This is a genomic window from uncultured Xanthomonas sp., assembly GCF_964278005.1.
Lineage (GTDB): Bacteria > Pseudomonadota > Gammaproteobacteria > Xanthomonadales > Xanthomonadaceae > Xanthomonas_A > Xanthomonas_A sontii.
Genome location: NZ_CAXYKF010000004.1, coordinates 1 through 24,569 on the forward strand (window position 1 = coordinate 1; position 24,569 = coordinate 24,569).

At 70.0% G+C, this 24,569-nt stretch carries 24 protein-coding genes; all 24 read left to right on the plus strand.

The window, feature by feature from the left end:
* Positions 1 to 185, plus strand: a 185-nt coding sequence (locus ACHWVH_RS01810) for a flagellin (protein ID WP_394686552.1), incomplete at its 5' end; no start/stop codon positions are given.
* A gap of 198 nt (positions 186 to 383) precedes the next feature.
* Complete coding sequence (gene fliD / locus ACHWVH_RS01815; protein ID WP_152236986.1) at positions 384 to 1,706, plus strand: flagellar filament capping protein FliD; 1,323 nt, start codon at positions 384 to 386, stop codon at positions 1,704 to 1,706.
* 148 nt (positions 1,707 to 1,854) lie between these two features.
* On the plus strand, positions 1,855 to 2,274 hold the full coding sequence (gene fliS, locus ACHWVH_RS01820) for a flagellar export chaperone FliS (protein WP_010341674.1): 420 nt from the start codon (positions 1,855 to 1,857) through the stop codon (positions 2,272 to 2,274).
* Positions 2,271 to 2,570, plus strand: coding sequence for a hypothetical protein (locus ACHWVH_RS01825; protein ID WP_267087407.1), 300 nt, complete (start codon positions 2,271 to 2,273; stop codon positions 2,568 to 2,570). Before fliS ends, ACHWVH_RS01825 begins: the two co-directional genes overlap by 4 nt.
* Positions 2,567 to 3,145, plus strand: coding sequence for a PilZ domain-containing protein (locus ACHWVH_RS01830; RefSeq protein WP_017916432.1), 579 nt, complete (start codon positions 2,567 to 2,569; stop codon positions 3,143 to 3,145). Before ACHWVH_RS01825 ends, ACHWVH_RS01830 begins: the two co-directional genes overlap by 4 nt.
* A 92-nt stretch (positions 3,146 to 3,237) precedes the next feature.
* Complete coding sequence (locus ACHWVH_RS01835; RefSeq protein ID WP_017908534.1) at positions 3,238 to 3,870, plus strand: response regulator transcription factor; 633 nt, start codon at positions 3,238 to 3,240, stop codon at positions 3,868 to 3,870.
* Between the two features lie 267 nt (positions 3,871 to 4,137).
* The gene (gene rpoN / locus ACHWVH_RS01840) at positions 4,138 to 5,541 is read left to right on the plus strand and encodes an RNA polymerase factor sigma-54 (protein ID WP_295927303.1); all 1,404 of its coding nucleotides are present in this window, start codon (positions 4,138 to 4,140) and stop codon (positions 5,539 to 5,541) included.
* A gap of 15 nt (positions 5,542 to 5,556) precedes the next feature.
* Positions 5,557 to 5,940 (plus strand): response regulator transcription factor, encoded by a 384-nt coding sequence (locus ACHWVH_RS01845; protein ID WP_010341669.1) that lies wholly within the window; start codon positions 5,557 to 5,559, stop codon positions 5,938 to 5,940.
* Positions 5,937 to 7,421 carry a sigma-54 dependent transcriptional regulator gene (locus ACHWVH_RS01850; RefSeq protein WP_017908532.1) on the plus strand — a complete coding sequence of 495 codons (1,485 nt, stop codon included), beginning with the start codon at positions 5,937 to 5,939 and terminating at the stop codon, positions 7,419 to 7,421. The genes ACHWVH_RS01845 and ACHWVH_RS01850 overlap by 4 nt, the downstream gene beginning before the upstream one ends.
* 271 nt (positions 7,422 to 7,692) lie before the next feature.
* Positions 7,693 to 8,871, plus strand: a complete 1,179-nt coding sequence (locus ACHWVH_RS01855; RefSeq protein ID WP_295846422.1) for a DegT/DnrJ/EryC1/StrS family aminotransferase — start codon at positions 7,693 to 7,695, stop codon at positions 8,869 to 8,871.
* A complete protein-coding gene (locus tag ACHWVH_RS01860) occupies positions 8,868 to 9,092 on the plus strand; it encodes an acyl carrier protein (RefSeq protein WP_017908530.1) in 225 nt (74 codons plus the stop codon). Before ACHWVH_RS01855 ends, ACHWVH_RS01860 begins: the two co-directional genes overlap by 4 nt.
* Position 9,093: 1 nt before the next feature.
* Positions 9,094 to 10,134, plus strand: a complete 1,041-nt coding sequence (locus ACHWVH_RS01865) for a ketoacyl-ACP synthase III (protein WP_394686553.1) — start codon at positions 9,094 to 9,096, stop codon at positions 10,132 to 10,134.
* A 2-nt stretch (positions 10,135 to 10,136) separates the two neighbouring features.
* Positions 10,137 to 10,898, plus strand: coding sequence for an SDR family NAD(P)-dependent oxidoreductase (locus ACHWVH_RS01870; protein ID WP_394686554.1), 762 nt, complete (start codon positions 10,137 to 10,139; stop codon positions 10,896 to 10,898).
* 14 nt (positions 10,899 to 10,912) lie between these two features.
* The gene (locus tag ACHWVH_RS01875; protein ID WP_267123777.1) at positions 10,913 to 11,674 is read left to right on the plus strand and encodes an SDR family NAD(P)-dependent oxidoreductase; all 762 of its coding nucleotides are present in this window, start codon (positions 10,913 to 10,915) and stop codon (positions 11,672 to 11,674) included.
* Positions 11,671 to 12,318: a NeuD/PglB/VioB family sugar acetyltransferase gene (locus ACHWVH_RS01880; RefSeq protein WP_394686555.1), complete on the plus strand. Its 648-nt coding sequence runs from the start codon at positions 11,671 to 11,673 to the stop codon at positions 12,316 to 12,318. The genes ACHWVH_RS01875 and ACHWVH_RS01880 overlap by 4 nt, the downstream gene beginning before the upstream one ends.
* Positions 12,319 to 12,343: 25 nt before the next feature.
* Positions 12,344 to 13,483 carry an aromatic ring-hydroxylating dioxygenase subunit alpha gene (locus tag ACHWVH_RS01885; protein ID WP_394686556.1) on the plus strand — a complete coding sequence of 380 codons (1,140 nt, stop codon included), beginning with the start codon at positions 12,344 to 12,346 and terminating at the stop codon, positions 13,481 to 13,483.
* Positions 13,480 to 14,097 carry an acetyltransferase gene (locus ACHWVH_RS01890; protein WP_152236979.1) on the plus strand — a complete coding sequence of 206 codons (618 nt, stop codon included), beginning with the start codon at positions 13,480 to 13,482 and terminating at the stop codon, positions 14,095 to 14,097. The genes ACHWVH_RS01885 and ACHWVH_RS01890 overlap by 4 nt, the downstream gene beginning before the upstream one ends.
* 293 nt (positions 14,098 to 14,390) lie before the next feature.
* On the plus strand, positions 14,391 to 15,524 hold the full coding sequence (locus ACHWVH_RS01895; RefSeq protein WP_394686557.1) for an FkbM family methyltransferase: 1,134 nt from the start codon (positions 14,391 to 14,393) through the stop codon (positions 15,522 to 15,524).
* A 171-nt stretch (positions 15,525 to 15,695) separates the two neighbouring features.
* Positions 15,696 to 19,220, plus strand: a complete 3,525-nt coding sequence (locus ACHWVH_RS01900) for a glycosyltransferase (RefSeq protein ID WP_394686558.1) — start codon at positions 15,696 to 15,698, stop codon at positions 19,218 to 19,220.
* Positions 19,221 to 19,476: 256 nt separating this feature from the next.
* Positions 19,477 to 19,839, plus strand: a complete 363-nt coding sequence (fliE, locus tag ACHWVH_RS01905) for a flagellar hook-basal body complex protein FliE (protein ID WP_010341655.1) — start codon at positions 19,477 to 19,479, stop codon at positions 19,837 to 19,839.
* A 12-nt stretch (positions 19,840 to 19,851) separates the two neighbouring features.
* Positions 19,852 to 21,573 carry a flagellar basal-body MS-ring/collar protein FliF gene (gene fliF / locus ACHWVH_RS01910; protein ID WP_153750928.1) on the plus strand — a complete coding sequence of 574 codons (1,722 nt, stop codon included), beginning with the start codon at positions 19,852 to 19,854 and terminating at the stop codon, positions 21,571 to 21,573.
* Positions 21,574 to 21,583: 10 nt separating this feature from the next.
* Positions 21,584 to 22,573 (plus strand): flagellar motor switch protein FliG, encoded by a 990-nt coding sequence (gene fliG / locus ACHWVH_RS01915; RefSeq protein WP_295924817.1) that lies wholly within the window; start codon positions 21,584 to 21,586, stop codon positions 22,571 to 22,573.
* Entirely contained in the window at positions 22,570 to 23,193 is a 624-nt protein-coding gene (locus tag ACHWVH_RS01920; protein ID WP_295924820.1) for a FliH/SctL family protein, read from the plus strand. The genes fliG and ACHWVH_RS01920 overlap by 4 nt, the downstream gene beginning before the upstream one ends.
* Entirely contained in the window at positions 23,190 to 24,566 is a 1,377-nt protein-coding gene (locus ACHWVH_RS01925) for a FliI/YscN family ATPase (RefSeq protein WP_152239299.1), read from the plus strand. Before ACHWVH_RS01920 ends, ACHWVH_RS01925 begins: the two co-directional genes overlap by 4 nt.
* Positions 24,567 to 24,569: the final 3 nt, after the last annotated feature.

A 24,569-nucleotide genomic window follows, 5' to 3' on the forward strand; every position in this document is an offset into this window, starting at 1 on the left:
CCATCGCCAACCTGAGCTCCACCTCGGAGAACCTGTCGGCCTCGCGCAGCCGCATCCGCGACACCGACTACGCCAAGGAAACCGCCGAGCTGACCCGCACGCAGATCCTGCAGCAGGCCGGCACCGCCATGCTGGCCCAGGCCAAGCAGGCGCCGCAGAGCGTGCTGAGCCTGCTCCAGGGCTAAGCGCGGCAAGACGCAACGCACCACCGGGCCCCTCCGCAAGGAGGGGCTTTTTTTTGACGCATGCGGAGCCGGCACAGGATTTGCATCACCACCGGAGCCGCACTGGCGCGCGGACGACGCTCAAGAAGCGTTCCCGCACGCCGATACTCCCCTCAGCCGCTGGCGCACCGCGTGCCGGCCACCTCAAGGACCGCCACCATGTCCACCACTGGAATCGGCTCAGGCCTGGACATTCCCAGCTTCGTCGCCAAACTGGTGGCGAAGGAACGCCAGCCGCAGGAAGACCGGATCAACCGCGACGGTACCGCCTCCAGCGCGCAACTGTCGTCCTTGAGCACGATCAAGAGCGCGCTGTCCAACCTGCAGACGGCGATGAGCACGGTGTCCGACAGCGCCGACAAGGGCGCCTACAAGGCGACCATCGACGACGGCGCCGGCTATACCGCCACCGTGACCTCCAGCGCCAACGCCGGCAGGTACGGCATCGAGGTGGTGAAACTGGCGCAGTCCCAGAAACTGACCTCGTCGGCCTATGCCAGCGGCGCCGTCGTCGGTGGCGGCACCCTGACCATCGCCTACGGCAGCACCACGCTCAACATCAACGTCGATGCCGGCAGCAAGCTCAGCGACGTGGCGGCCTTCATCAACAAGGCCGCCAACGGTGCCGGCGTGACCGCCAGCGTGGTCACCGCCGACGATGGCGACCATCTGGTGCTCAACGCGGTCGACACCGGCACCAAGGGCGCCCTGACCATCACCACGTCCGGCGGCGACGGCGGCCTGGCCAAGCTCACCTACCCGCCCGGCAACAACGGCGGGCTGACCCAGACCATCGCCGCCGCCGACGCGGTGGTGAAGGTGGACGGCTTCCAGCGCACCTCCAGCAGCAACACCATCGCCGATCTGGTACCCGGCGTGGCGATCAATCTCACCAAGGCGGTGGCCGGCACCAGCTTCAATCTCAACATCACCAACGACAACACCCCGCTGAAGGCCAATCTGACTGCCCTGGTCAGCGCCTACAACTCCGCCAACAGCGTGCTCAAGTCGTCCAGCGCCTACGACGCCACCAACAAGAAGGCCTCGCCGATGACCGGCGATGCGATGGTGCGCGGCCTGCAGCAGTCGCTGCGCCGGCTGGTCAGCGACAACGTGAGCGGCCTGATGGCGATGGGCGTGACCATCGACAAGGACGGGGTGATGAGCTTCGACAGCGCCAAGTTCGACACCGCGGCGGCCGCCGATCCGTCGGCGGCCAAGACCCTGCTCGGCAACAACGGCAGTTTCGGTACCGGCATGAGCACGCTGCTGAAGAGCAACCTGGACAGCACCAGCGGCACCCTGACCCAGCGCACCAACTCGCTCAACAAGCACATCTCCGACCTGACCGACCAGCTCAGCGATCTCGACAAGCGCATGCAGACCCTGACCGATCAGTACACCGCACGCTTCACCGCAATGAACCAGTTGGTCACCCAGATGCAGGGCGTGAGCGACAGCCTGACCAAGCAGTTCAGCTGACGCGCGCGCGGCCGCGCGACTCAAGTCGAGACGCGTGGCGGCCGATAGAAAGAGTATCGACAGTCATTACGGATTGGCCGCAGCAACCGCAGCGTCGCCGCTCACCGGCGCGGCGCGGAGGCCAGCCGATCCACCCGAGGAGTTTTCCATGTACGGTTCCAGCCGCCAGTACGCCGAGCAATATCGCAAGATGGGCATTTCCACCAGCGTCACCGATGCCGATCCGCACAAGCTGGTCGCCATGCTGTTCGCCGGCGCCTGCCAGCGCATCCGTCAGGCCCAGGCCTGTCTCGCGCAGGGCGACCAGGCACGCAAGGGCAAGGCGATCGGCGAGGCCTGCGCCATCGTCGGCCATCTCAACGGCTCGCTCGACCACGAGGCCGGCGGCGAGATCGCCGGCAATCTGTCGGCGCTCTACGACTACGTGATGCACCGGCTGACCGAAGCCAACCTGCACAACGACGACGCCGCGCTGACCGAAGCGCTGGAACTGCTCAGCGAGATCGACGCGGCCTGGGCCGCCATTCCCGCGCAGCAGCGCGAACTGGCCACGGCGAACGCGTCGTGAACATCCAGCTCGCCGACCTGCACAACGACCTGCACGAGTTGCGCGAGGTCCTGCGTGGCGACGACTACGCGCTGGCCCAGGCCATGGTCGCCGACCACGCGCGGCACCTGCAGGCGTATCTGCAGCAGGACGGCGCCGACCGCTCGCGCGAGGCATTGAAGCCGTTGCTGGCCCTGCAGCAGGCGGTGACCGCGCAGATGCGCATGGAGCGCGACCATGCCGCGGCCTGGCTGCGCAGCAGCCGCCAGTCCAGCCACGCCGCGCGGCTCTACTCGCAGGCCGGACTGCTGGGATGAACACCGGCTCGGACGGCGCGGCGCAGCACCCGGCCGACGCCGAGCTGTTCCACGACACCCTCAGTTGCGAACTGGCGCTGCCGGCGGATTTCCGCCTGGGCAACGGCGCCGGCCGGCTCGCTGCCGGCGAAGCGCTGTTGCGCAGCCTGGCGCAGATCGAGGATCTGCGTGGCGAGGACGGCAGCGACGACCGCAGCGAGTCCACCGCGCAGACCCAGCGGATGGAGGCCAAGCTCGACCTGATGCTGGTGCTGCTGGGCCGGCTGGCCCGCCAGCACGAGGATGCCCTGCCGCTGCGGCCGCTGTGCTGGTCGCGCCGGGGCGTACGGCTGGAGTTGGGCGCGCGCTCGGGCGCCACGGCCGGCGCCGCCGGCCTACTGCGCCTGCAGCCCTCGGACTGGCTCCCGGACCACCTAGAACTGCCGGTGCGGGTGCTGGCCGAGGCCGCCACCGCGGGCGTCGTGCAACTTTGGCTACGGTTCGAGACACAGCCGCCGGGCCTGGAAGAGGCCCTGGAACGCCACCTGTTCCGGCTGCACCGCCGGCAGATCGCCGACAGCCGGCGCGCGCGCTGAGCCGGCACACCGCCCCCCCGGACCGTCGCGGCGAGGTTGGCGGCGGCGGGCGGCTCGGCTAATGTGCGGCTCTGAATAGAAGGACCTGCACTGTGCGAGTCATCATCGTCGACGATCACACCCTGGTACGCGCCGGCCTGAGCCGGCTGCTGCAGACGTTTGCGGACGTCGACGTGGTCGCCGAGGCCAGCAACGCGCAACAGGCCGTGGACCTGGCCACCCTGCACCGCCCCGACCTGGTGCTGATGGACCTGTCCCTGCCGGGGCGCAGCGGCCTGGACGCGCTCACCGACGTGCTGCACAGCTCGCCCAAGACCCGGGTGGTGATGATGTCGATGCACGACGACCCGGTGCATGTGCGCGATGCGCTGGACCGCGGCGCCACCGGCTTCGTGGTCAAGGACGCCGCCCCGCTGGAGCTGGAGCTGGCGTTGCGCGCGGCCAGCGCCAACCAGGTGTTCCTGAGCCCGCAGATCTCCTCCAAGATGATCGCGCCGATGCTCGGCCGCGAGCGCCCGGTCGGCATCGCCGCACTGTCGCCGCGACAGCGCGAGATCCTGCGCCAGATCGGCCGCGGCCAGAGCAACAAGGAAATCGCCTCGGACCTGGGCATCAGCGTCAAGACCGTCGAGACCCACCGCGCGCGGATGATGGAATCGCTGGGCTGCCGCCGCGCCAACGATCTGGTCCTGCTGGCCGCACGCCATCAGGGCGAGCTGAGTTGAACTGGGGACGGCATCCCGACACGGGACATTGGCATGGCGCTTGCCTTAATCGGTCAGCAGGCGTGACGCTTCCGCCGGACCCCGCTGCATCAGGCATTTCGCCGTCGACTGTCCGGCGCCCACGCGCCGCATGTCGGGAAATCCCTGACACCCTGTCGGGAATTTGACTACCCTACTCAGGAACCCCCCGATTCTGTTACCGTCGGGCGACAAGCACTATGCGTTCCACGGGCGCCAGAGGGTTGGCGCCGAACCGAGGAAGTCCGCATGAAGCCGACCGTTTCCGCCCAACTGGGCCAGCAACTGCATCTGACCCCGCAACTGCTGCAGTCGATCCGGCTGCTGCAGCTCGATGGCATGCAACTGGAACTGGAAATCCGCCGCGCGCTGGAGACCAATCCATTGCTCGAGCTGGAAGAGGCCGAGGGCGTGATCGAGCCGGTGGTGAAGCACGAGGATGCGGCGCTGGAAACCGCGGCATTCGACGAACTGCCCGAATCCTCGATGTGGGACATCCCGGCCGCCGGCTGGAACGACGGCGAAGACGACCGCATGCAGCGCATCGCCGCGGGCGAGTCGACCGATCCGCACCTGCGCGTGTTGCAGCGGCTGGCCCTGGAACTGCCGGCGGCGGAACTGGCGGCGGCCGCGTTCTGGCTGGAACACTGCGACGATGCCGGCTACCTGGACGGCCCGCTCGACACCCTGCAGCAACTGGCCAGCGCCCGGCTGGGCCTGTCAGTGGCGCAGGCCGAAGCCGTCCGCCAGCGCCTGCTGCATGGCGACCCGGGTGGCCTCGGCGCCTGCGACCTGCGCGAGTGCCTGCAGGCGCAGCTGAGCGACCTGCCCGGCCGCGTGCCCGGCCGCCACCTGGCCGGGCGCATCCTCGCCGGCGACCTCGACCTGCTCGCCAGCCACGACTACGCCCTGCTCGGTCGCCAGCTCGACGCCGAGACCGACGACGTGCGCGAGGCGGTGCGGCTGATCCTGTCGCTGCAGCCGCGCCCCGGCGACAGCCTGCAGCCGCAGGATCTGGGCCATGTCCTGCCGGACGTGGTCGCCTGGCACGCCGACGGCACCTGGCGTGTCGCGCTGAACCCGGCCACCACCCACCGCGTCACCGTCAACCCGATGCACGAGCGCGCCCTGGCCGAGGCCGGCGACGCCGCGCAGCCGCTGCGCGAAATGCTGCAGGAAGCGCGCTGGCTGACCCGCGGCCTGTCGATGCGCTACGAGACCCTGCTGCGCACCACCCGCGCCATCGTCGAGCGTCAGTCGGCGTTCCTGGTCAAGGGCGAGGAAGCGATGGCGCCGCTGACCCTCAAGGAAGTGGCCGAGGCGATCGGCATGCACGAGTCGACCATTTCCCGCATCACCACCGGCAAGTACCTGCAGACCCCGCGCGGTACCTTCGAGCTGAAGCACTTCTTCGCCGTGCGCCTGGAAGGCGCGGCGGTGTCCGGCCAGGCGGTCCGCGCCATGGTCCGGCGCCTGATCGAATCCGAGCCGGCGGGGCGGCCGCTGGCCGACGAGGCCATCGCCGGGCTGCTGTCGCGACAGGGCGTGAACGTGGCAAGGCGCACTGTCGCCAAGTATCGTGAACAATTGGACATCGCTCCCGCACGCGAACGCCGCCGCGGCAGCAAACCGCTGCTGGCCCGTGCGGGCTAAGGAAAAATGACGCATATGAACAAACTGTCCGTGCTTCTGGTCGACGACCACGAAGGTTTCATCAACGCCGCCATGCGCCACTTCCGCAAGCTCGACTGGATGGAAGTGATCGGCAGCGCCGCCAATGGCCTGGAGGCCATCGAGCGGTCCGAGTCGTTGCGCCCGCAGGTGGTGCTGATGGACCTGGCCATGCCCGAGATGGGCGGTCTGCAGGCCACGCGCCTGATCAAGACCCAGGACCAGGCGCCCTACATCGTGATCGCCAGCCATTTCGACGATGCCGAGCACCGCGAGCACGCCATGCGCGCCGGTGCCGACAACTTCGTCAGCAAGCTGTCCTACATCCAGGAAGTGATGCCGATCCTGGAGGGACTTCGGACCGAAGGAGTGCCGGCATGAGCGAATCGCGGATCCTGGTGATCGATGACGACGCGGTGCGCGCCGAGCGGACCGTCAGCCTGCTCGAGTTCATGGACCTCAACCCGCGTTGGGTCACCGACGTGGCCGACGTCCAACCCGGCCGGCATCGGCAGACCGAGTGGATGGCGATCCTGGTCGGCGGGCTCGACGACCAGGACCAGGCCGATGCCTTCTTCGGCTGGGTGGCGCGCAGCTCGCTGCCGCCGCCGGTACTGCTGCTCAACGGCGACGCGCAGGCCTTCGCGCAGCGCCATGGCCTGCACGAAGCCAACGTGTGGCAGCTGGAAGCGCCGCTGCGCCACGCGCAGCTGGAAACCCTGCTGCGCCGCGCCAGCCTCAAGCGTCTGGACGCCGAGCACCAGGCCGGTGCCGCGCAGGACAACGGCCCGACCGGTACCAGCGCGGCGGTGACCCGCCTGCGCCGGCTGATCGACCAGGTCGCCGCCTTCGACACCACCGTGCTGGTGCTGGGCGAGTCCGGCACCGGCAAGGAAGTGGTGGCGCGGGCGATCCATCAGCAGTCGCCGCGCCGCGACGGTCCGTTCGTGGCGATCAACTGCGGCGCAATCCCGCCGGATCTGCTGGAAAGCGAACTGTTCGGCCACGAAAAGGGTTCATTCACCGGCGCTCTGAGCGCGCGCAAGGGCCGTTTCGAGATGGCCGAGGGGGGCACCCTGCTGCTCGACGAGATCGGCGACATGAGCCTGCCGATGCAGGTCAAGTTGTTGCGCGTCCTGCAGGAGCGCAGCTTCGAGCGGGTCGGCGGCAACGTCACGATCCGCTGCAACGTGCGGGTGATCGCCGCGACCCACCGCAACCTGGAAGAACGCATCGCCGGCAACCAGTTCCGCGAGGACCTGTTCTACCGGCTCAACGTGTTCCCGATCGAGATGCCGGCGTTGCGCGAACGCAGCGACGACCTCCCGGCGCTGGTGCACACCATCGCCGCGCAACTGGCGCGGACCGGGCGCGGCGAAGTGCGCTTCTCCGAAGAGGCCTTGCAGGCGCTGCGCAGCTACGAGTGGCCGGGCAACGTGCGCGAGCTGACCAATCTGGTCGAGCGCCTGGCGGTGCTGCACCCGGGCGGCCTGGTGCGGGTGCAGGACCTGCCGGCGCGCTATCGTGGCGACTTCGCCTCGTCCATCGACGTGTCGGCCCCGCCGGCGCCGATCGCAACGGATCCGCGGCGGGTGCCCAACGTGGTCGACCTGCACGTCGGCGGCAAGCCGGGGACGGACGCGGATGCGCCGGCCCAGGCCGCGGCGACGCTGCCGGAAAGCGGCCTGGACCTGCGCGGGCACATGGCCAACATCGAGCTGGCGCTGATCAACGAGGCGCTGGAGCGCACCCAAGGCGTGGTTGCGCATGCGGCGCAGCTGCTGGGCCTGCGGCGCACCACCCTGGTCGAGAAGCTGCGCAAGTACGGCATCGACCGCGACCAGACCGAACTGGCGAGCTGAGCCGGCGCACGGCGTCGGGTGCGGCCGCACCCGGCGCGCCCCTTGTCCCTCGGAACGCCACGCCCTCTTCCCTCTCCTCGCCACCTGCCGGCCCGACGCGGGCGCTGTCGCAGCGCGCGCTCGCGGCAAGCCAGGTTTCGCCTGCACCACATCCCGATCGGCACCGCCGACAGTGGACAGGCACCTTTGGCATGTGGCTTGCTTCACGTTTCCACAGCACCGGGCGGCACGTTCCGCACCGGGGACTTCCACCCGTCGCCAGGCAGGTCCCATGTCCATCCCCGTCACCAGTCCGCTGCTGCCGCCCCTGGAGGCGTTCGTCCCCTACCTGGAGCAGATCTGGCGCAGCCGCATCCTGACCAACGGCGGCGACATGCACCGCGCACTGGAAAAGGCGCTGGCCGAGTATCTGGGGGTCAACCACCTGGCGCTGCTGACCAACGGCACCCTGGCGCTGCTGACCGCGCTGCAGGCGCTGCGCATCACCGGCGAGGTGATCACCACGCCATACTCGTTCGTCGCCACTGCGCATTCGCTGCTGTGGCGCGGCATCAAGCCGGTGTTCGTGGACATCGATCCGCAGACCATGAACCTGGATCCGCTCAAGATCGAGGCGGCGATCACCCCGCACACCACCGCGATCATGCCGGTGCACTGCTACGGCACGCCTTGCGACACCACCGCGATCGAGCGTATCGCCGATACCTACAACCTCAAGGTCATCTACGACGCCGCGCATGCGTTCGGGGTCAAGGACGCCGGCGGCTCGATCCTGCGCCACGGCGACCTCAGCGTGCTCAGCTTCCACGCCACCAAGGTGTTCAACACCTTCGAGGGCGGCGCCATCGTCTGCCCGGACGCCAAGACCTACCAGCGCATCAGCCGCCTGAAGAACTTCGGCTTCGTCGACGAGACCACGGTGGTGGCCACCGGCATCAACGGCAAGATGAGCGAGATCAACGCCGCCTTCGGGCTGCTGCAACTGCAGCACATCGACGACGCACTGGCGCAGCGCGGGGCGATCGACGCGCAGTACCGACGGCGCCTGGCGCAGGTGCCAGGGATCCGCTGCCTGACGCCGCGGGAACCGGGACTGTCCAACTACGCCTCGTTCCCGATCCTGGTCGAGGACGCCTTCCCGCTGGTGCGCGATGAACTGCACCGGCTGCTGCGCAGCCACGACATTCTGGTGCGCCGCTATTTCTACCCACTGATCAGCGACTTCCCGATGTACCGCGGCCTGCCCTCCTCGGCCCCGGCGGGCCTGCCGGTGGCCCGGCAGATGGCCGAGCGCGTGCTGTGCCTGCCGATCTTTCCCGGACTGGCGGCCGAGCAGGTGGACGCCATCGTCGACCTGATCGCCGCGGCGGGCGGCGTCATGCCCGCGTCCGATTCCCGTCGCACCCTGGTCCCTCCCTCCTTCGCCCAACCCGTGGAACCCGCAGCATGAGCCAAGAGACGTTTATCGAGAATTTCCTGTCGGCCACGGATTTCCAGAATCCGGTCGAGGTGACCATGGACACGGTGTTGCGCGAGCTGCCTGAGTGGGATTCGTTGGCCGCGCTGGGCGTGATCGTGATGTTCGACATGGAGTACGGCAAGACCATCACCGGCGAGCACCTGGCCGCCGTGGTCACCCTGGGCGATCTCTATCAGCTGACCGAGGCATAGCATGCCGACCTCCACGTTGCACAACGTGCGCTTCGCCGGCATGGCGACCTGCGTGCCCAAGCGCGTCGTCTCCAATCTCACCGATTGCCGGCCGCAGATCCGCTCCGAGCGCGAGCGGCTGGTGCGCAACATCGGCATCCATACCCGGCGCATGGCCGCAGACTGGCAGTGCTTTTCCGACCTGGCCTTCGACGCGACGCAGGTGCTGCTGGAGCGCCTGCAATGGCAGCGCGAGGAGGTCGACGCGTTGATCGTGGTCACCCAGTCGCCGGACTACCCGATCCCGGCCACGGCGATCATCCTGCAGGACCGCCTGGGCCTGTCGCACGCCACCGTCGCGTTCGACGTCAACCTGGGCTGCTCGGCCTACCCGTTCGGCATCAACCTGCTCGGCTCGATGATCGCCGCCGGCGGGGTCAAGAAAGGCCTGCTGCTGGTCGGCGACCGCAGCGCCACCTTCGACGATCCGATTTTCTCCGACTCCGGCACCGCCACCGCGCTGGAGTTCAGCGCCGACGCGCCGCCGATGCATTTCGACCTCAACAGCGACGGTAGCGGCTACCGCGCGATCATCCTGCCGGTCGGCGGCCACCGCGAACCGGTCGGGGTACAGCATCTCATCCCCTACCGCGCCGACGAGAACGACCACTGGCATCGCGGCGTGGACCTGCAACTGGACGGCGTGGCGGTGCTGAGCTTCTCCACCCAGCGGGTGCCGCCGGCGGTGCAGAAGCTGCTCGACTACAGCGGCGTGTCCAAGGACGAGGTCGATTACTTCGTGTTCCACCAGGCCAACCGGATGATCAACGAGACCATCCGCAAGAAGCTCGGCCTGCCGCCGGAAAAGGTGCCCTCCACCCTGCACGATTTCGGCAACACCAGCGGCGCCTCGCTGCCGGTGACCATGACCGCGCGGATCAACAGGGAACTGGAAGAAGGCCGCAAGCGCGTGCTGCTGTGCGGCTTCGGCATCGGTCTGTCCTGGGGCACCTGCCTGGTCGATATCGACGGTGCGGTGTTCCCCGACCTGATCGAGTCCTGACGATGGCGCCTGTTGCAACGACCGATGCCTTCGGGCTGCAGGGCAAGACCATCCTGGTGACCGGCGCCTCCTCGGGCATCGGCGCTGCCGTGGCCGCGCTGTGCGCGCAGTTGGGCGCGACGCTGGTCCTCAACGGGCGCGATGCGGAACGTCTGCAGGCGGTCGCCGCGGCGCTCCCTGGCGAGGACCACCGCAGCGTCGTCGGCGACCTCACCGAGGACGCCACCCGCACGGCCCTGCTGGAAGCGGCCGAGCGCTACCACGGCCTGGCCTCGTGCGCCGGCATCGCCGCGCTGGTGCCGTTCCGGATGGCCGCCGAGAAGCACCTGCAGCAGATGCTGTCGGTGAACTACCTGGCGCCGGTCATCCTGACCCAGCAGTTGCTGGCCAAGCGCCGGCTGCACGAGGGCGCCTCGCTGGTCTACGTCTCGGCGCTGACCGCGCGCGCGGCGCCGCAGGCCAGCGCCGGCTACGCCGGGTCCAAGGCCGCGCTGGAGGCCGCGGTACGCTCCTTCGCGCTGGAACAGGCCCGGCACCGCATCCGCGCCAACTGCATCGCTCCAGGCTACGTCGACACGCCGATGCTGAGCAGGCTCGGCAGCACCGCGGACATGGACGACAAGATCGCCCTGACCCCGCTGGGCCGCATCGACCCGGCCGACGTCGCCAATGGCGCGGTCTACCTGCTGTCCGACGCCAGCCGCTGGATCACCCGCAGCACCCTGACCATCGACGGCGGGCTGTCCCTGCCGATCCGCCTATGAGCCCGGAGACCCCCATGTCCGTTGCGGAAACGCCCGCCGCGCTGCTGCATACGCTGTACGGCGTGCACGGCAAGCGCATCCTGGTGACCGGCGCCTCCAAGGGTATCGGCGAGGCGGTCGCCAAGGCCTGCGCCGGCGCCGGCGCACGCCTGCTCGTCGCCGGTCGCGACGTTGATCGACTGCAGGCCCTGCTCGACGCCTTGCCGGGCGACGACCACCGCCTGTTCGCCGGCGACCTGTGCGAGGCCGCCACCGTGCAGCGCCTGGCCGCCGAGAGCGGGCCGCTGGACGGCGTGGTGCACAGCGCCGGCATCCGCGGCCTGTCGCCGATGAAGCTGGTCAGCGAGCGTTTCCTCACCGAGGTGATGACGATCAACTACGTGGCGCCGACGATGCTGACCCGCCACCTGCTCGCGCGGCAGGCGCTGCGCCCCGGCGGCTCCATCGTGTTCCTCGCCTCGATCGCCGCGCTGACTGGCACCGTCGGCGTCGGCCCCTACGCCGGCTCCAAGGCGGCGCTGATCGGCATGCTGCGGCCGTTGGCGCTGGAACTGGCGCGGCGCCAGATCCGCGCCAACGCACTGTGCCCCGGCCTGGTCGAGACCACCCTGATCAACGAGGACAAGGCCTGGTTCGAGGAGAGCCGCAAGCGCTATCCGCTGGGCATCGGCGACCCCGAGGACGTGGCCCTGGCCTGCCTGTATTTCCTCTCCGACGCCAGCAGCAAGGTCACCGGCCAGGCCTTCAGCATGGACGGCGGCGTGGAGTTCGCATGAGCGCTGCGCCACCGCAACATGTGCTGATCGTCGGGGCCGGCGGCTTCGGCCGCGGCATCGCGGCGATGGCCTGCAACGACGATCCCGGCTACGGCCAGGCCTGGGACATCAAGGGTTTCCTGGACAGCCGCAGCGCGCTCGGCGCCGGCCTGCGCTGGCCGCTGCTCGGCGACCCGGACACCTACCAGCCGGTGCCCGGCGACCTGTTCGTCTGCGCGCTCGGCGATCCGGCCGCGCGCCGCCGCTACAGCCAGCCGCTGCTGGCGCGCGGCGCCGACTTCATGGTGCTGCGCCCGCGCCTGCGCGAGGCCTCGGAGACCCCGATCGGGCGCGGCAGCCTGTTCGAGGTCGGCGTGTCGCTCGGCGCCGACAGCCGCATCGGCGAGTTCGTCACCATCCTCGCCACCACCATCGTCGGCCACGACGTGGTGATCGGCGACTATGTGCAGATCGGCAACTTCGTGTTCGTCGGCGGCGGCGCGCGCATCGGCCACGATGTGGTCATCCACCCGCATGCCACCATCCTGCCCGGCATCGCGATCGGCGACGGCGCGGTGATCGGCGCCGGCAGCGTGGTGGTCAAGGACGTGCCGCCCAACGTCACCGTCGCCGGAAATCCGGCACGGACCATCTTCAGCCGTTGACCCCGCACCCAGGACGCCGTTCCGCATGACCCGCCACGCCCTCGACGCCGAGCACTACATCAGCCCGCACAGCCTGCGCCTGGAACAACAGCGCCTGTTCGGCACACTGTGGATCTTCGCCGGCTTCGCCTCGATGGTGCGCGAGCGCAATCAGTTCTTCGCCAGGCATATTGCCGGGGTGCCGGTGCTGGTGCAGCGCACCGAGGCCGGCATCCGCGCCTTCCTCAACCAGTGTCCGCACCGGCAATCGGCGATCCAGACCGAATCGCACGGCAAGCGCCCGCTGGTGTGCCCGTACCACGCCTGGTCGTTCGGCGCCGAGGGCGAGCTGCGCGGGCTGCCCAACTCCGGTCTGTACCAGTTCACTGCCGAGGAGAAGGCCGGCATCTGCCTGACCAGGCTGCATGTGCAGCAGGTCGGCGAACTGCTGTTCGTGAACATGGCCGAGCACCCGCTGCCGCTGGAGGAGCAGTTCGAGACGGCCTTCCTGGAGGATCTGCGCGCGGCGGCATCGCACGTGGATTCGCAGCTGATCTACAGCTGCCACCGGGTGCGCTACAACTGGAAGCTCAATATGGAGAACGTGAAGGATTACAACCATATCCCGTTCATCCATCCCAAGACCTTCAACCCGTTGATGACCGCCGCGCCCAAGCCCTCGGCGCATGTCGAGCGCTCCGCCGAGGTGCCCTCGGTAGTGGAACAACTGCTGCAGGGCGGCGCGCCGGTCCCGCTGCAGGCGCTGAGCTTCCCCGCCAAGGCCGAGATCGCGGTGCAGGATCACTGGTATCGGCCACTGTGCGAGCGCTACGGCGAGGACTCGGCGTTCTACAACTGGTTCCTGTATCCGAACGTGAACTTCTACAGCGTGCGCGGCGACTCCTTCGTGCTGCAGCAATACGACCCGGTCTCGCCGCACGAGACCGATTACCACCTGTGGGTCGCCACCGCCCGGCGGAAAAGCGAGCGGACCGATTTCACCGCCCTGTTGAGCACGCTGATGCGCATCGAGCACCAGGTGATCGCCGAGGACACGGCGGTGCTGGAACGCCTGCAGGCTGGTTTCGGCCCCCATTCGCGCTCCTTCATGCATGGCGACTATGAGACCGAGCTGGTGCGCCAGCACCTGTGGTACCGCGCCAATGTGCTGGAGCAACCGGCATGAAGACGCTGGTGTTGATCGGCCAGGGCCATGCGCTGGAGCAGGCGCAACGCACCGCGCAGGCCTGCGGCCTGGCGCACGTGGGCATCGCCCTGGAGTCGCCTGACCGCTACAACTTCGACCTGGGCGCCCTGCACGCCAGCCATGCGCCCGCCGCGACCGACGTGTTTGTCGCGATGGACGAGCGCGCAGTCAACCAGTCGCGGCACAAGCTGCTCGCCGACGTGCGCCTGGCGGGCTACGGCAGCGTCGATCTGGTGTGGCCGCAGTCGCATGTCGACGACGGCGTGCGCCTGCTCGGCAACGTACACGTCGGACCCGGCTGCAACCTCGCGGCCGGCAGCAGCATCGGCGCCGGCAGCTGGCTGGAACGGCAGGTGATCGTCGAACAGGACGTCCGTGTCGGCGCCTGCGTCACCCTGCATGCCGGCGTCCACCTCGGCCGCGGCACCCAGATCGGCCAGGGCAGCACCCTGGGCGGCGGCAGCATGACCCGCAGCGACGCGAGGATCGGCCGGCACTGCGAATGGCTGCTGCCCGGCACGGTGCCGGACCTGCTACCGGACCGCTGCTTCTACGACGCGCTGATGCCTGGCGGCGCCCGCATCCTGCGTTGATGCAGGCGCGCGCCAACGCGCGAGTCGCGGTGCCGTTCAACGATACGTTCCGCCAGTGACGGAAGTGGCGTCGCTGTGCCGACGTCTCCGACTCACTTTGCCAAAAACGGCGCCACGTGCGACAGCACGCCGGGCTGGGATGCATGCACGCTTCCGGCGCAACGGGCTTCGCTAGGATCGCTCGCGGGCGGCAATCGCCGCGCGGCCTGATCGCGTTACCACGCGACATGCCCTTCGTATCCGTCTTTCCAGCATTCGCGCGCCTCCTATGGCGTGCCCTTTCGAGTGGACCCATGACCGACCACCTGGCCGCGCGTCAGCGCGAAGCCGACTTGATCGATGCCTGCAAGCGCGCCGGCGGCGCGATCTTCCTGGCCCCCAGTTCCAGTCTCGGCGGTCTGTACGCGGCCCGCGCCGCCGCGCTGTTGGCCGAGCGCGTCCCTGGCATCCGCATCGTCGCCCTGGACGATGTGTTTCACGAACGCCGCATCACCGATGCGGGCTTCGACGACGTGCGCCCGACAGCGACCTTCCTGCGCGACCCGGACCTGGCCGGGTTGCCCACGATCAACTGCGCCTACATGCCGACCGCATGGCTGCACTTCGACCAACTGCAGCGCCTGGGCAGCGGTCGCCGTGTCGATCTGCCGCAGTTGATGTACGCCCTGGACATTCCCCTGGTGTATCAGAGCGGACAGGTGACGCGGGAACAGACGCTCGCGCACGCCGCGCAGTTCGACGCCATGCGCGGTCGATTCGCCGACGCACTGAGCGTGCGTACGCTGGACGCGATCCTGCAGATGCGCATGGACGGCGAACGGCGGCCGCTGCTGGACGTCCTGTGCCCGATGGAGCAGGAGTACTACTCGGTGTATTCGGCGCTGGAGCATCCGCTGCGGATCGGCGCGGACGAACGCTATGTGGACATCGGCGCCTATCGCGGCGACACGGTCAAGAAGTTCCGCGCGGCATCGCGCCACCGCTACGCCGCCATCCATGCTTTCGAGCCGGATCCGGAGAACTTCGCCGCCCTGCAGCAAGGGCTGGCAGACGATGACGGCCGCACGACCCTGTACAACGCCGCCGTCAGCGATGTCGCCGGGCCGGTGGCGTTCGACGCACGGGGCACCATGGGCAGCCGGATCGACGGCAGCGGCGCCGCGCGCGTGGACGGCGTGCGCCTGGACGATCTGATCGAAGAGGTCAGTGTCCTGAAGATGGATGTGGAAGGCGCCGAGGCCAGGGTGCTGCGCGGCGGCGCGGCGCTGATCGGGCGCTGCCGGCCGCGCATGGCCATCACCTGCTACCACCACGCGCTCGACCTGCTGGACATCGTCGCCGAACTCGACCGCATCATGCCGGGGGCAACGCTACGGCTGCGGCACTACGCCATGTACTACTTCGACAGCGTGCTCTACGTGGAGTGAGGCGCAGCGGCATCTGCTGCGCCACCGTTCTGCTCGGGTCACGACGCAGTTGCGGCCCTTGGGGCGTCGCCTGCGTCCAGGCGATCCGGCACAGACCGGCATGCTTGTTGCATCTGCGATGGATCGGGCGCAGCGTGCGCTCCGCTCCCCTTCCGCAACGGTCCATCGTTCATGCCCCACCCGCCCCTGGTCAGCGTGGTCATGCCGGCCTACAAGCTGCGCTACTTCGAGCAGGCGCTCGACAGCGTGCTGGCCCAGACCTATCCGGCGCTGGAACTGGTCATCTGCGACGACAACCCCACCGAGGCGATCGCCGAGGTGGTGGAACGCCGCGCCGCGATGGCCCCGTTCCCGATCCGCTACCACCGCAATCCGGAGCGCTACGGCGAACTCGGCAGCACCGCGCGCGCCATCGCCCTGGCCCAGGGCGAGTACGTGAAGTTCCTGCACGACGACGACGTGCTGGCGCCGGACTGCGTCGCCGCGCTGGTCGCGGCGATGCAGAGTGCACCGGACGTCCTGCTGGCGTCCTCGCGCCGCCAGCGCATCGACAGCCACGGCGCGCCGCTGGAGGACATCCCGGCCACCGCCTTCCCGTTCGCCGGCGACGTGCTGCTGGACGGGCCGGAGTTGCTGTCGTTCCTGGCCGACCACACCATCAACTTCGTCGGCGAGCCCAGCTGCGTGCTGTGCCGGCGCAGCGACCTGCTGGAGATCGGCGACGAGCTGATGACGCTGGCCGGCAAGGTCATCAACTGGGTCGGCGATCTGGCGTTGTACGCCAAGCTGCTGCACCGCGGCCACCTGGCGCTGCTGGCAAAGCCCTTGACCCGGTTCCGGGTATCGGAAGAGCAATACAGCCAGGCAGGCCGCGACCAGCCAGGCATCGGCGACCAGGGCCATGCCAACTTCCGCCAGGGCGTGCGCGCCATGGGCTGGTACCGCGGCGGTGGCGACGTCCGCCAGGTCACGGTGACGCCGCTGGGCGGCGGCCCCGGCACGCCGGTGGACCTGCTGCAGGCGATCCAGGACGCCTACGCGCGGGTCTGCGTACAGGCGACGCTGCACGACTGGCAGGCGCGGCGGACGGTGACGCCGGCGCAACGCGACCTTCTCGACGCGCGCCTGGACGCCCTCGGCGGCGCGCCGCGGCTCGCCGTGCTGGTCGACGCACGCGGCGCCGACCGTGCCGCGCTGGACGCCACGCTGGACAGCCTGCTGCTGGAGGGCACGCCGTTCGCGCAGGTGCAGGCGCTGGTGCTGGGCGACGCCTCCCTCCCCGCGTGGCCCGACCCGCGGGTCCGGATCCTGCCAGCGCTGCCGGCCGCGGCCGATGCGGCGGCGCTGTCCGCCGCACTGGATGCCTCTCCGGGCAGCGACTGGTGCCTGCGCGTGGTCGCGGGCACCCGGTTCTACGCCGGCGGCCTGCTGCGGCTGCTGCTGGAACTGGCACAGCAGCCGCAGCGCAACGCGCTGTATGCGGACGAATGGCTGGCCGTGGACGCGGACACCCTGGCGCCGCTGCTGCGGCCCGACCCGGACCTGGACCTGCTGCTGGGCAATCCGCTGGCCACGGCCGGGCACTGGGTGTTCCGCCGCACGGCGGTGCAGACGCTGGGCGGCTTCGATCCTGCCCACGACGGCGCCAGCGAACTGGACCTGATCCTGCGCCTGTTCCTGCGCGACGGTGGCGACGGCATCGCACACCTGCCCGAGCCGCTGCTGGTCGCCACGCTGGCCAGCGCCGAGGCCGGCGGCCCGGCGCGCCAGCGCGCGATCGCCGCGCATCTGCAGGCCCGCGGCTATCCGCAGGCCACGGTCGAACCGCTGCCGGGCGGCCTGTTCCGCATCGACTACGGCCATGCCGCGCAACCGCCGGTCTCGATCGTGCTGTTGGCGCAGGACAATCTGCCGGCGCTGCAGCGCGCGGTGGTCAGCCTGCTCGAACAGACCGCCTACCCCGCCTACGAACTGCTGCTGGTGGACAACGCCAGCCACGCCCCGGAGATCACCGCGTGGATGCAGGCCGTGGCCGAGCTGGGCAACGGCCGCATCCGCGTGTTCGCGCTGGAACAGCGGGTCTGCCAGGCCGAGGCGCACAACCTCGCCGCCACCCAGGCGCAAGGCGAGTATCTCTTGTTCCTGGACGCCGACAGCGCCGCGGTGCAGGACGGCTGGCTGCACGGGCTGATGAACCACGCGCAGCGGCCCGAAGTCGGCATCGTCGGCGCCAAGGGCGTGTCCGCCGACGGCCGCATCACCCATGCCGGCCTGCTGCCGGGCCTGCTGGCCGGCGCCGGCCACGCCTTCGCCGGCGAGGCGATGGCGCAGCCGGGCTACATGGGCCGGCTGCAGGTGGCACACCGCTACAGCGCGGTGTCGGCGCATTGCCTGCTGGTGCGGCGGGCGCTGTTCGAGCACCTGTCCGGCTTCGACGCGGCCGGCTTCGCCGCCGGCGGCGCCGACGTGGACCTGTGCCTGCGCGCCGCGGCGACGGGCGCCTGGACCGTGTGGACGCCGCAGGCGCTGCTGCTGCAGCCGGCCCCGGCCACGCGCAGCGAGGCGGCCGACGAGGCGCTGCTGCAGCGCTGGCTGCCGGCACTGGCGCAGGATCCGGCGTATTCGCCGAGCCTGGGCCTGGACCGGCCCGGCGGTTTCCAGTTGACCGAGTCCGAATTCTCCTGGCAGCCGCTGGCCTGGAAACCGCTGCCCCGGGTACTGGCCCATCCCGGCGACACCTTCGGCAGCGGCCAGTACCGGGTAATCCAGCCATTCCAGGCGCTGGCCGCGGCCGCGCAGATCGACGGCCTGTACTACGCGCGCCTGCTCGATCCGGTGGAGCTGCAGCGCATCGGCGCCGACGTGGTGGTGCTGCAGCGCCGGGTCGGCGACGCGGAACTGGCGCGGATGGAGCGCATGCGCCGGTTCGGCACTGCCTTCATGGTCTACGAGCTGGACGACTACCTGCCGAACCTGCCGCTGAAGAGCGCGCATCGCGAGCACATGCCCAAGGACGTGCTGCGCTCGCTGCGGCGCGCCGCCACGCTGGTGGACCGGGTCACCGTCTCCACGCCGGACCTGGCCGAGGCGCTGGCCGGCCTGCACGGCGACATCCGCGTGGTGCGCAACCGGCTGGAGCCGCAGCTGTGGGGCGCGCTGGCGCCGCCGGCGGCATCCACCTCGGCCAAGCCACGGGTCGGCTGGGCCGGCGGGCTCAGCCACACCGGCGACCTGGAACTGATCGCCGACGTGGTGCAGGCGCTGGCCGGCGAGGTGCACTGGGTGTTCATGGGCCTGTGCCCGGAGCGGCTGCGCCGGCATGTGCACGAGGTGCACGCGGGCGTGGACTTCGCCCGCTATCCGCAGGCGCTGGCCGCGCTGGGCCTGGACCTGGCGCTGGCGCCGCTGGAAGACAACCTGTTCAATCGCTGCAAGAGCAACCTGCGCCTGCTCGAGTACGGCGCCTGCGGCTATCCGGTGGTGGCCAGCGACCTGCCGCCCTACCGCGATGGCGCGCTGCCGGTCACCCTGGTCAAGAATCGCTTTCGCGACTGGGTCAATGCGATCCGCGCGCACCTGGCCGACGCCGACGCACGCACCGCCGCCGGCATGGCCCTGCGCGCGACGGTGCAGCGCGACTGGTTGCTGCAGGGCGCCAATCTGCAGGAGTGGCGGGCGGCCTGGCTGCCGGACTGAGTCGGCCCCCTCGTCCACCGTGAGGCCGCCGCGCGGCACCCGCGTCCGACCGTGACGCCGCGCGCGGCGTCAACCTGCCGACACCCTGCCGGCGCGCGGTCCGTGCCGGCCGTGGCGCCGGCGCCAGGAACCCGTCACCGGGTGCCGGCCTTCCCCGCGCATGCCTGTCCGGAGGCTGCGCGACACGTCAGTGCCGTTTCGGCACACCGCTTGCATTGCATACGGGCAAGCCGTCTCCCGGCAGGGACTTCACCGTATGAGCGACTCCATCAGCTCCATTCTTTCGCAGATCCGCAGCTACCAGGGCCAGGTCGGCCAGGCGGCGCAGACGCGGGTGGGCGATGTCGGCCGCAGCAATGCGATCGAAGGCCTGGGCGGCAGCCAGGGCGTGCAGGGCCCGAGCTTCACCGAGACCCTGCGCAACGCGATCGGCGGCGTGAACGAGGCCCAGCAGAAGTCCGGCGACCTCGCCAAGGCCTTCGAACTGGGCGACCCCAGCGCCGACCTGGCCAAGGTGATGCTGGCCGCGCAACAGTCCCAGGTGGCGTTTCGCGCTACCGTGGAAGTCCGCAACCGACTCGTCCAGGCGTACCAGGACGTGATGAACATGCCGCTGTAAGGGTAGAAGACGATGGCGCTTGCGATCAGCAAAGACACATTCAACAGCGAAAAGGCCGGGGCCTGGTTCGACCGCCTGCAGAGCCTGCAGCTCACCCGGCGCATCGGCCTGATGGCGATGATCGCGGTGGCCGTGGCCGCCGGCCTGTTCGTGTTCTTCTGGTCGCAGAAGCCGGCCTACACTCCCCTGTACACCGGCCTGGACGAGAAGGGCACGGCCGAGGCCACCGACCTGCTGCGCACCGCGCAGATCCCGTTCAAGCTCGACCAGGCCACCGGCGCGATCACCGTGCCGGAGGACAAGCTGTACGACGCGCGGCTGAAGCTGGCCGGCTCCGGCCTGACCGACAACGGCAACATGGGCTTCGAAGTGATGGAAAAGGATCCCGGCTTCGGGGTCAGCCAGTTCGTGGAGAACGCGCGCTACCAGCACGCCCTGGAAACCGAACTGGCGCGCACCATCGCCAGCCTGCGCCCGGTGCGCGAGGCGCGGGTGCATCTGGCCATCCCCAAGCCGAGCGCGTTCACCCGCCAGCGCGAGGCCGCCAGCGCCTCGGTGGTGCTGGAACTGCGCGGCGGCACCACCCTGGAACGCAACCAGGTCGATGCGATCGTCAACATGGTCGCCTCCAGCATCCCCGACCTGGCGCCGGACCGCGTCACCGTGGTCGACCAGAGCGGGCGCATGCTGACCATCGCCGACCCCAACAGCGATGCCGCGCTCAACGCCGCCCAGTTCGATCAGGTGCGGCGCCAGGAAAGCGCCTACAACCAGCGCATCCGCGAACTGCTGGAGCCGATGACCGGCCCGGGCCGGGTCAACCCGGAAGTGAACGTGGACATGGACTTCTCGGTGGTCGAGGAAGCGCGCGAGCTGTACAACGGCGACCCGCCGAAGCTGCGCAGCGAGCAGGTCAGCGACAGCAGCACCAGCACCAGCGGTCCGCAGGGCGCGCCCGGCGCGACCAGCAACTCGCCGGGCAGCGCGCCGGGCCAGCCGGGCGCCACCGGCGCCCCGCCCGCCGCGGGCACCGCCGGCACCCAGCAGGCCGCCGCCGCGACCCCGACCGAAAGCTCCAAGAGCGCCACCCGCAACTACGAGCTGGACCGTACCCTGCAGCACACCCGGCAGCCGGCCGGGCGGATCAAGCGCGTCTCGGTGGCGGTGCTGGTGGACCACGTGATGCGGCCGGGCGCCAAGGGCAAGATGACCGAGCAGGCGCTCAGCGCCGCCGAGCTGACCCGCATCGAAGGCCTGGTCAAGCAGGCGGTGGGCTTCAACGCCGAACGCGGCGACACCGTCTCGGTGATGAACGCCCCGTTCGTCCGCCAGGCCCCGGAAGCGGCCGACAAGCCCGGTTGGTGGGAAGATCCGCGAGTGATGAACGTCGCGCGCCTGGTGCTGGGTGCGGCGGTGGTGCTGGCGCTGCTGTTCGGCGTGCTGCGCCCGGCGCTGCGCCAGATCGCCGGTCCGGCGCCGGCCGCGTCGGTGGGCCACGACCGCGACGGCAACGAGCCGCGCGACGCCAAGCTGTCGATGCTCGACGACGACAACCCGCTGCTGCCGTCGCTGGGCGAGGACACCGCCAGCCTCAGCGGCGGCGCTGGCGGCAACCCCGCCATCGCCCTGCCCGACGCCTACGAGGAACGGTTGCGTCAGGCCCGTGAAGCGGTCAAACAGGATTCCAAGCGCGTGGCGCAGGTCGTGAAGGGATGGGTCGCCAGTGAAGCCTGATGCGAACGCAATGAATGGCACCCAGCGCGCCGCCGTGCTGCTGCTGTCGCTCGGCGAGGCCGACGCGGCCGAGGTGCTCAAGCACATGGACCCCAAGGAGGTGCAGAAGATCGGCATCGCCATGGCGACGCTGAGCGGCATCTCGCGCGACCAGGTCGAGAAGGTCATGGAGGAGTTCAACGCCGAGCTGGGCAGCAAGACCTCGCTGGGCGTGGGCGCCGACGACTACATCCGCAACGTGCTGGTGCAGGCGCTGGGCGCCGACAAGGCCGGCAGCCTGATCGACCGCATCCTACTGGGCCGCAACACCACCGGCCTGGACACCCTGAAGTGGATGGACCCGCGCTCCATCGCCGACCTGGTGCGCAACGAGCATCCGCAGATCATCGCCATCGTGATGGCGCACCTGGACAGCGACCAGGCCGCCGAGGCGCTGAAGCTGCTGCCCGAGCGCACCCGCGCCGACGTGCTGATGCGCATCGCCACCCTCGACGGCATCCCGCCGCACGCGCTCAACGAGCTCAACGAGATCATGGAGCGGCAGTTCTCCGGCAACCAGAACCTGAAGTCGTCCAACGTGGGCGGGGTCAAGGTCGCCGCCAACATCCTCAACTTCCTGGACAGCGGCTCGGACCAGGGCGTGCTGTCGGCGATCAGCAAGATCGACGCCGACCTGGGCAGCCGCATCCAGGACCTGATGTTCGTGTTCGACAACCTGGTGGAGCTGGACGACCGCGGCCTGCAGACCATGCTGCGCGAAGTCAGCGGCGACCGTCTCGGCCTGGCCCTGCGCGGCGCCGACATCAAGGTGCGCGACAAGATCACCAAGAACATGTCCCAGCGCGCCGCCGAGATCCTGCTGGAAGACATGGAAGCGCGCGGCCCGGTGCGCCTGGCCGACGTGGAGGCCGCGCAGAAGGAGATCCTGGCGATCGTGCGGCGCCTGGCCGACGAGGGCGTGATCAGCCTGGGCGGTAGCGGTGCGGAGGCCATGGTATGAACGGCAACGTGGTGCGCTGGCTGGCGCCGGAACTCGATGCCCCGCCCGCGCTGGCGGCGCTGCCCTACGAAGACGCGCTGCCGGACGAGCCGGTGCTGCGCCCGCCGAGCCTGGAGGAGATCCAGGCGATCGAGGCCGCGGCCCAGCACGAAGGCTTCGAACGCGGCCACGCCGAGGGCCTGGCCCAGGGCCAGGCCGAGATCCGCCGCCTGACCGCGCAGATCGACGGCATCCTGGACAACTTCTCGCGGCCGCTGGCGCGGCTGGAGAACGAAGTGGTCGGCGCGCTGGGCGAACTGGCCGTGCGCATCGCCGGCAGCCTGGTCGGCCGCGCCTACCAGGCCGACCCGGTGCTGCTGTCGGAACTGGTCGCCGAGGCGCTGGACGCGGTCGGCGGCGCGCGCCGCGACGTCGAGGTGCGCCTGCACCCGGACGACATCGCCGCGCTGACCCCGCTGCTGACGCTGATGGATCAGGGCATCCGGCTGGTGCCGGACCTGAGCCTGAGCCGCGGCGACCTGCGCGTGCATGCCGAATCGGTGCGCATCGACGGCACCCTCGAGGCGCGCCTGCGCGCGGCCCTGGAAACGGTGATGCGCAAGTCCGGAGCGGGCCTGTGAGCGCGCTGTCCGGCACCCACCCCGCCGACTGGCTGGATGCGCGCAACCTGCGCCTGGCCGGCCGCCTCGGCAAGCTCGATCTGGACGCGGCCGCCGGCCGCGGCCTGATCCGCGAAGGCATCCTGCGCCGCGCGGTCGGCCTGACCCTGGAAGCGGTCGGCTGCGAGGCGCCGATGGGCGCCACCTGCAAGGTCGAGGTCGACGGCGGCTGGGTCGACGCGGAAGTGGTCGGCTTCTCCGGCGACCGCACCTCGCTGATGCCCAGCGCCGAAACCCACGGCCTGCTGCCCAACGCACGGGTGGTGCCGCTGCACCGCCGCGGCGGCGTCGAAGTGGGCGAAGGCCTGCTCGGCCGGGTGATCGACTCGGACGGCGTGCCGCTGGACGGCAAGGGCCCGATCCGCGCCGAAGGCTCGGTGGGCATGGCCGGCGTGTCGATCAACCCGCTGGCACGCGAACCGATCACCACCCCGCTGGACGTCGGCGTGCGCGCGATCAACGCGCTGCTGCCGATCGGCCGCGGCCAGCGCGTGGGCCTGTTCGCCGGCTCCGGCGTCGGCAAGTCCACCCTGCTGGGCATGATGACCCGCTACACCGCCGCCGACGTGATCGTGGTCGGGCTGATCGGCGAACGCGGCCGCGAAGTGCGCGATTTCGTCGAGACCACCCTGGGCGAGGAAGGCCTGCGCCGCGCCGTGGTGGTCGCCGCCCCGGCCGACCGCCCGCCGCTGGCGCGCCTGCACGGCGCCTACCGCGCCACCGCCATCGCCGAGTGGTTCCGCGACCAGGGCCTGAACGTGCTGCTGCTGATGGACTCGCTGACCCGCTTCGCTCAGGCCCAGCGCGAGATCGGCCTGTCGGTGGGCGAGCCGCCGACCACCCGCGGCTACCCGCCGTCGGTGTTCGCCAAGCTGCCGGCGCTGGTCGAACGCGCCGGCAACGGCGCCAAGGGCCGCGGCTCGATCACCGCCTTCTACACCGTGCTCACCGAAGGCGACGATCCGCAGGACCCGATCGCCGATGCCGCGCGCGCCATCCTCGACGGCCACATCCTGCTGTCGCGGCGCGTCGCCGACAGCGGCCTGTACCCGGCCATCGATGTCGAGTCCTCGGTCAGCCGCGTGGTCCAGGACATCGCCGACGAGCCGTGGCGCCTGCGCATCCGCTCGCTGAAGCGGCTGGTGGCCGCGTACTCGGCCAACCGCGACCTGATCACCATCGGCGCCTACCAGCGCGGCAACGATCCGGCCGTGGACGAAGCGCTGGAGCGCTGGCCGGAGATCATGGAATTCCTCGGACAGGACGTCGCCAAAGCCGCAGATCTGCCCCATAGCCAGGCCGCCCTCAAGCGCCTGGTCGACCGCGAGAACTAAGCC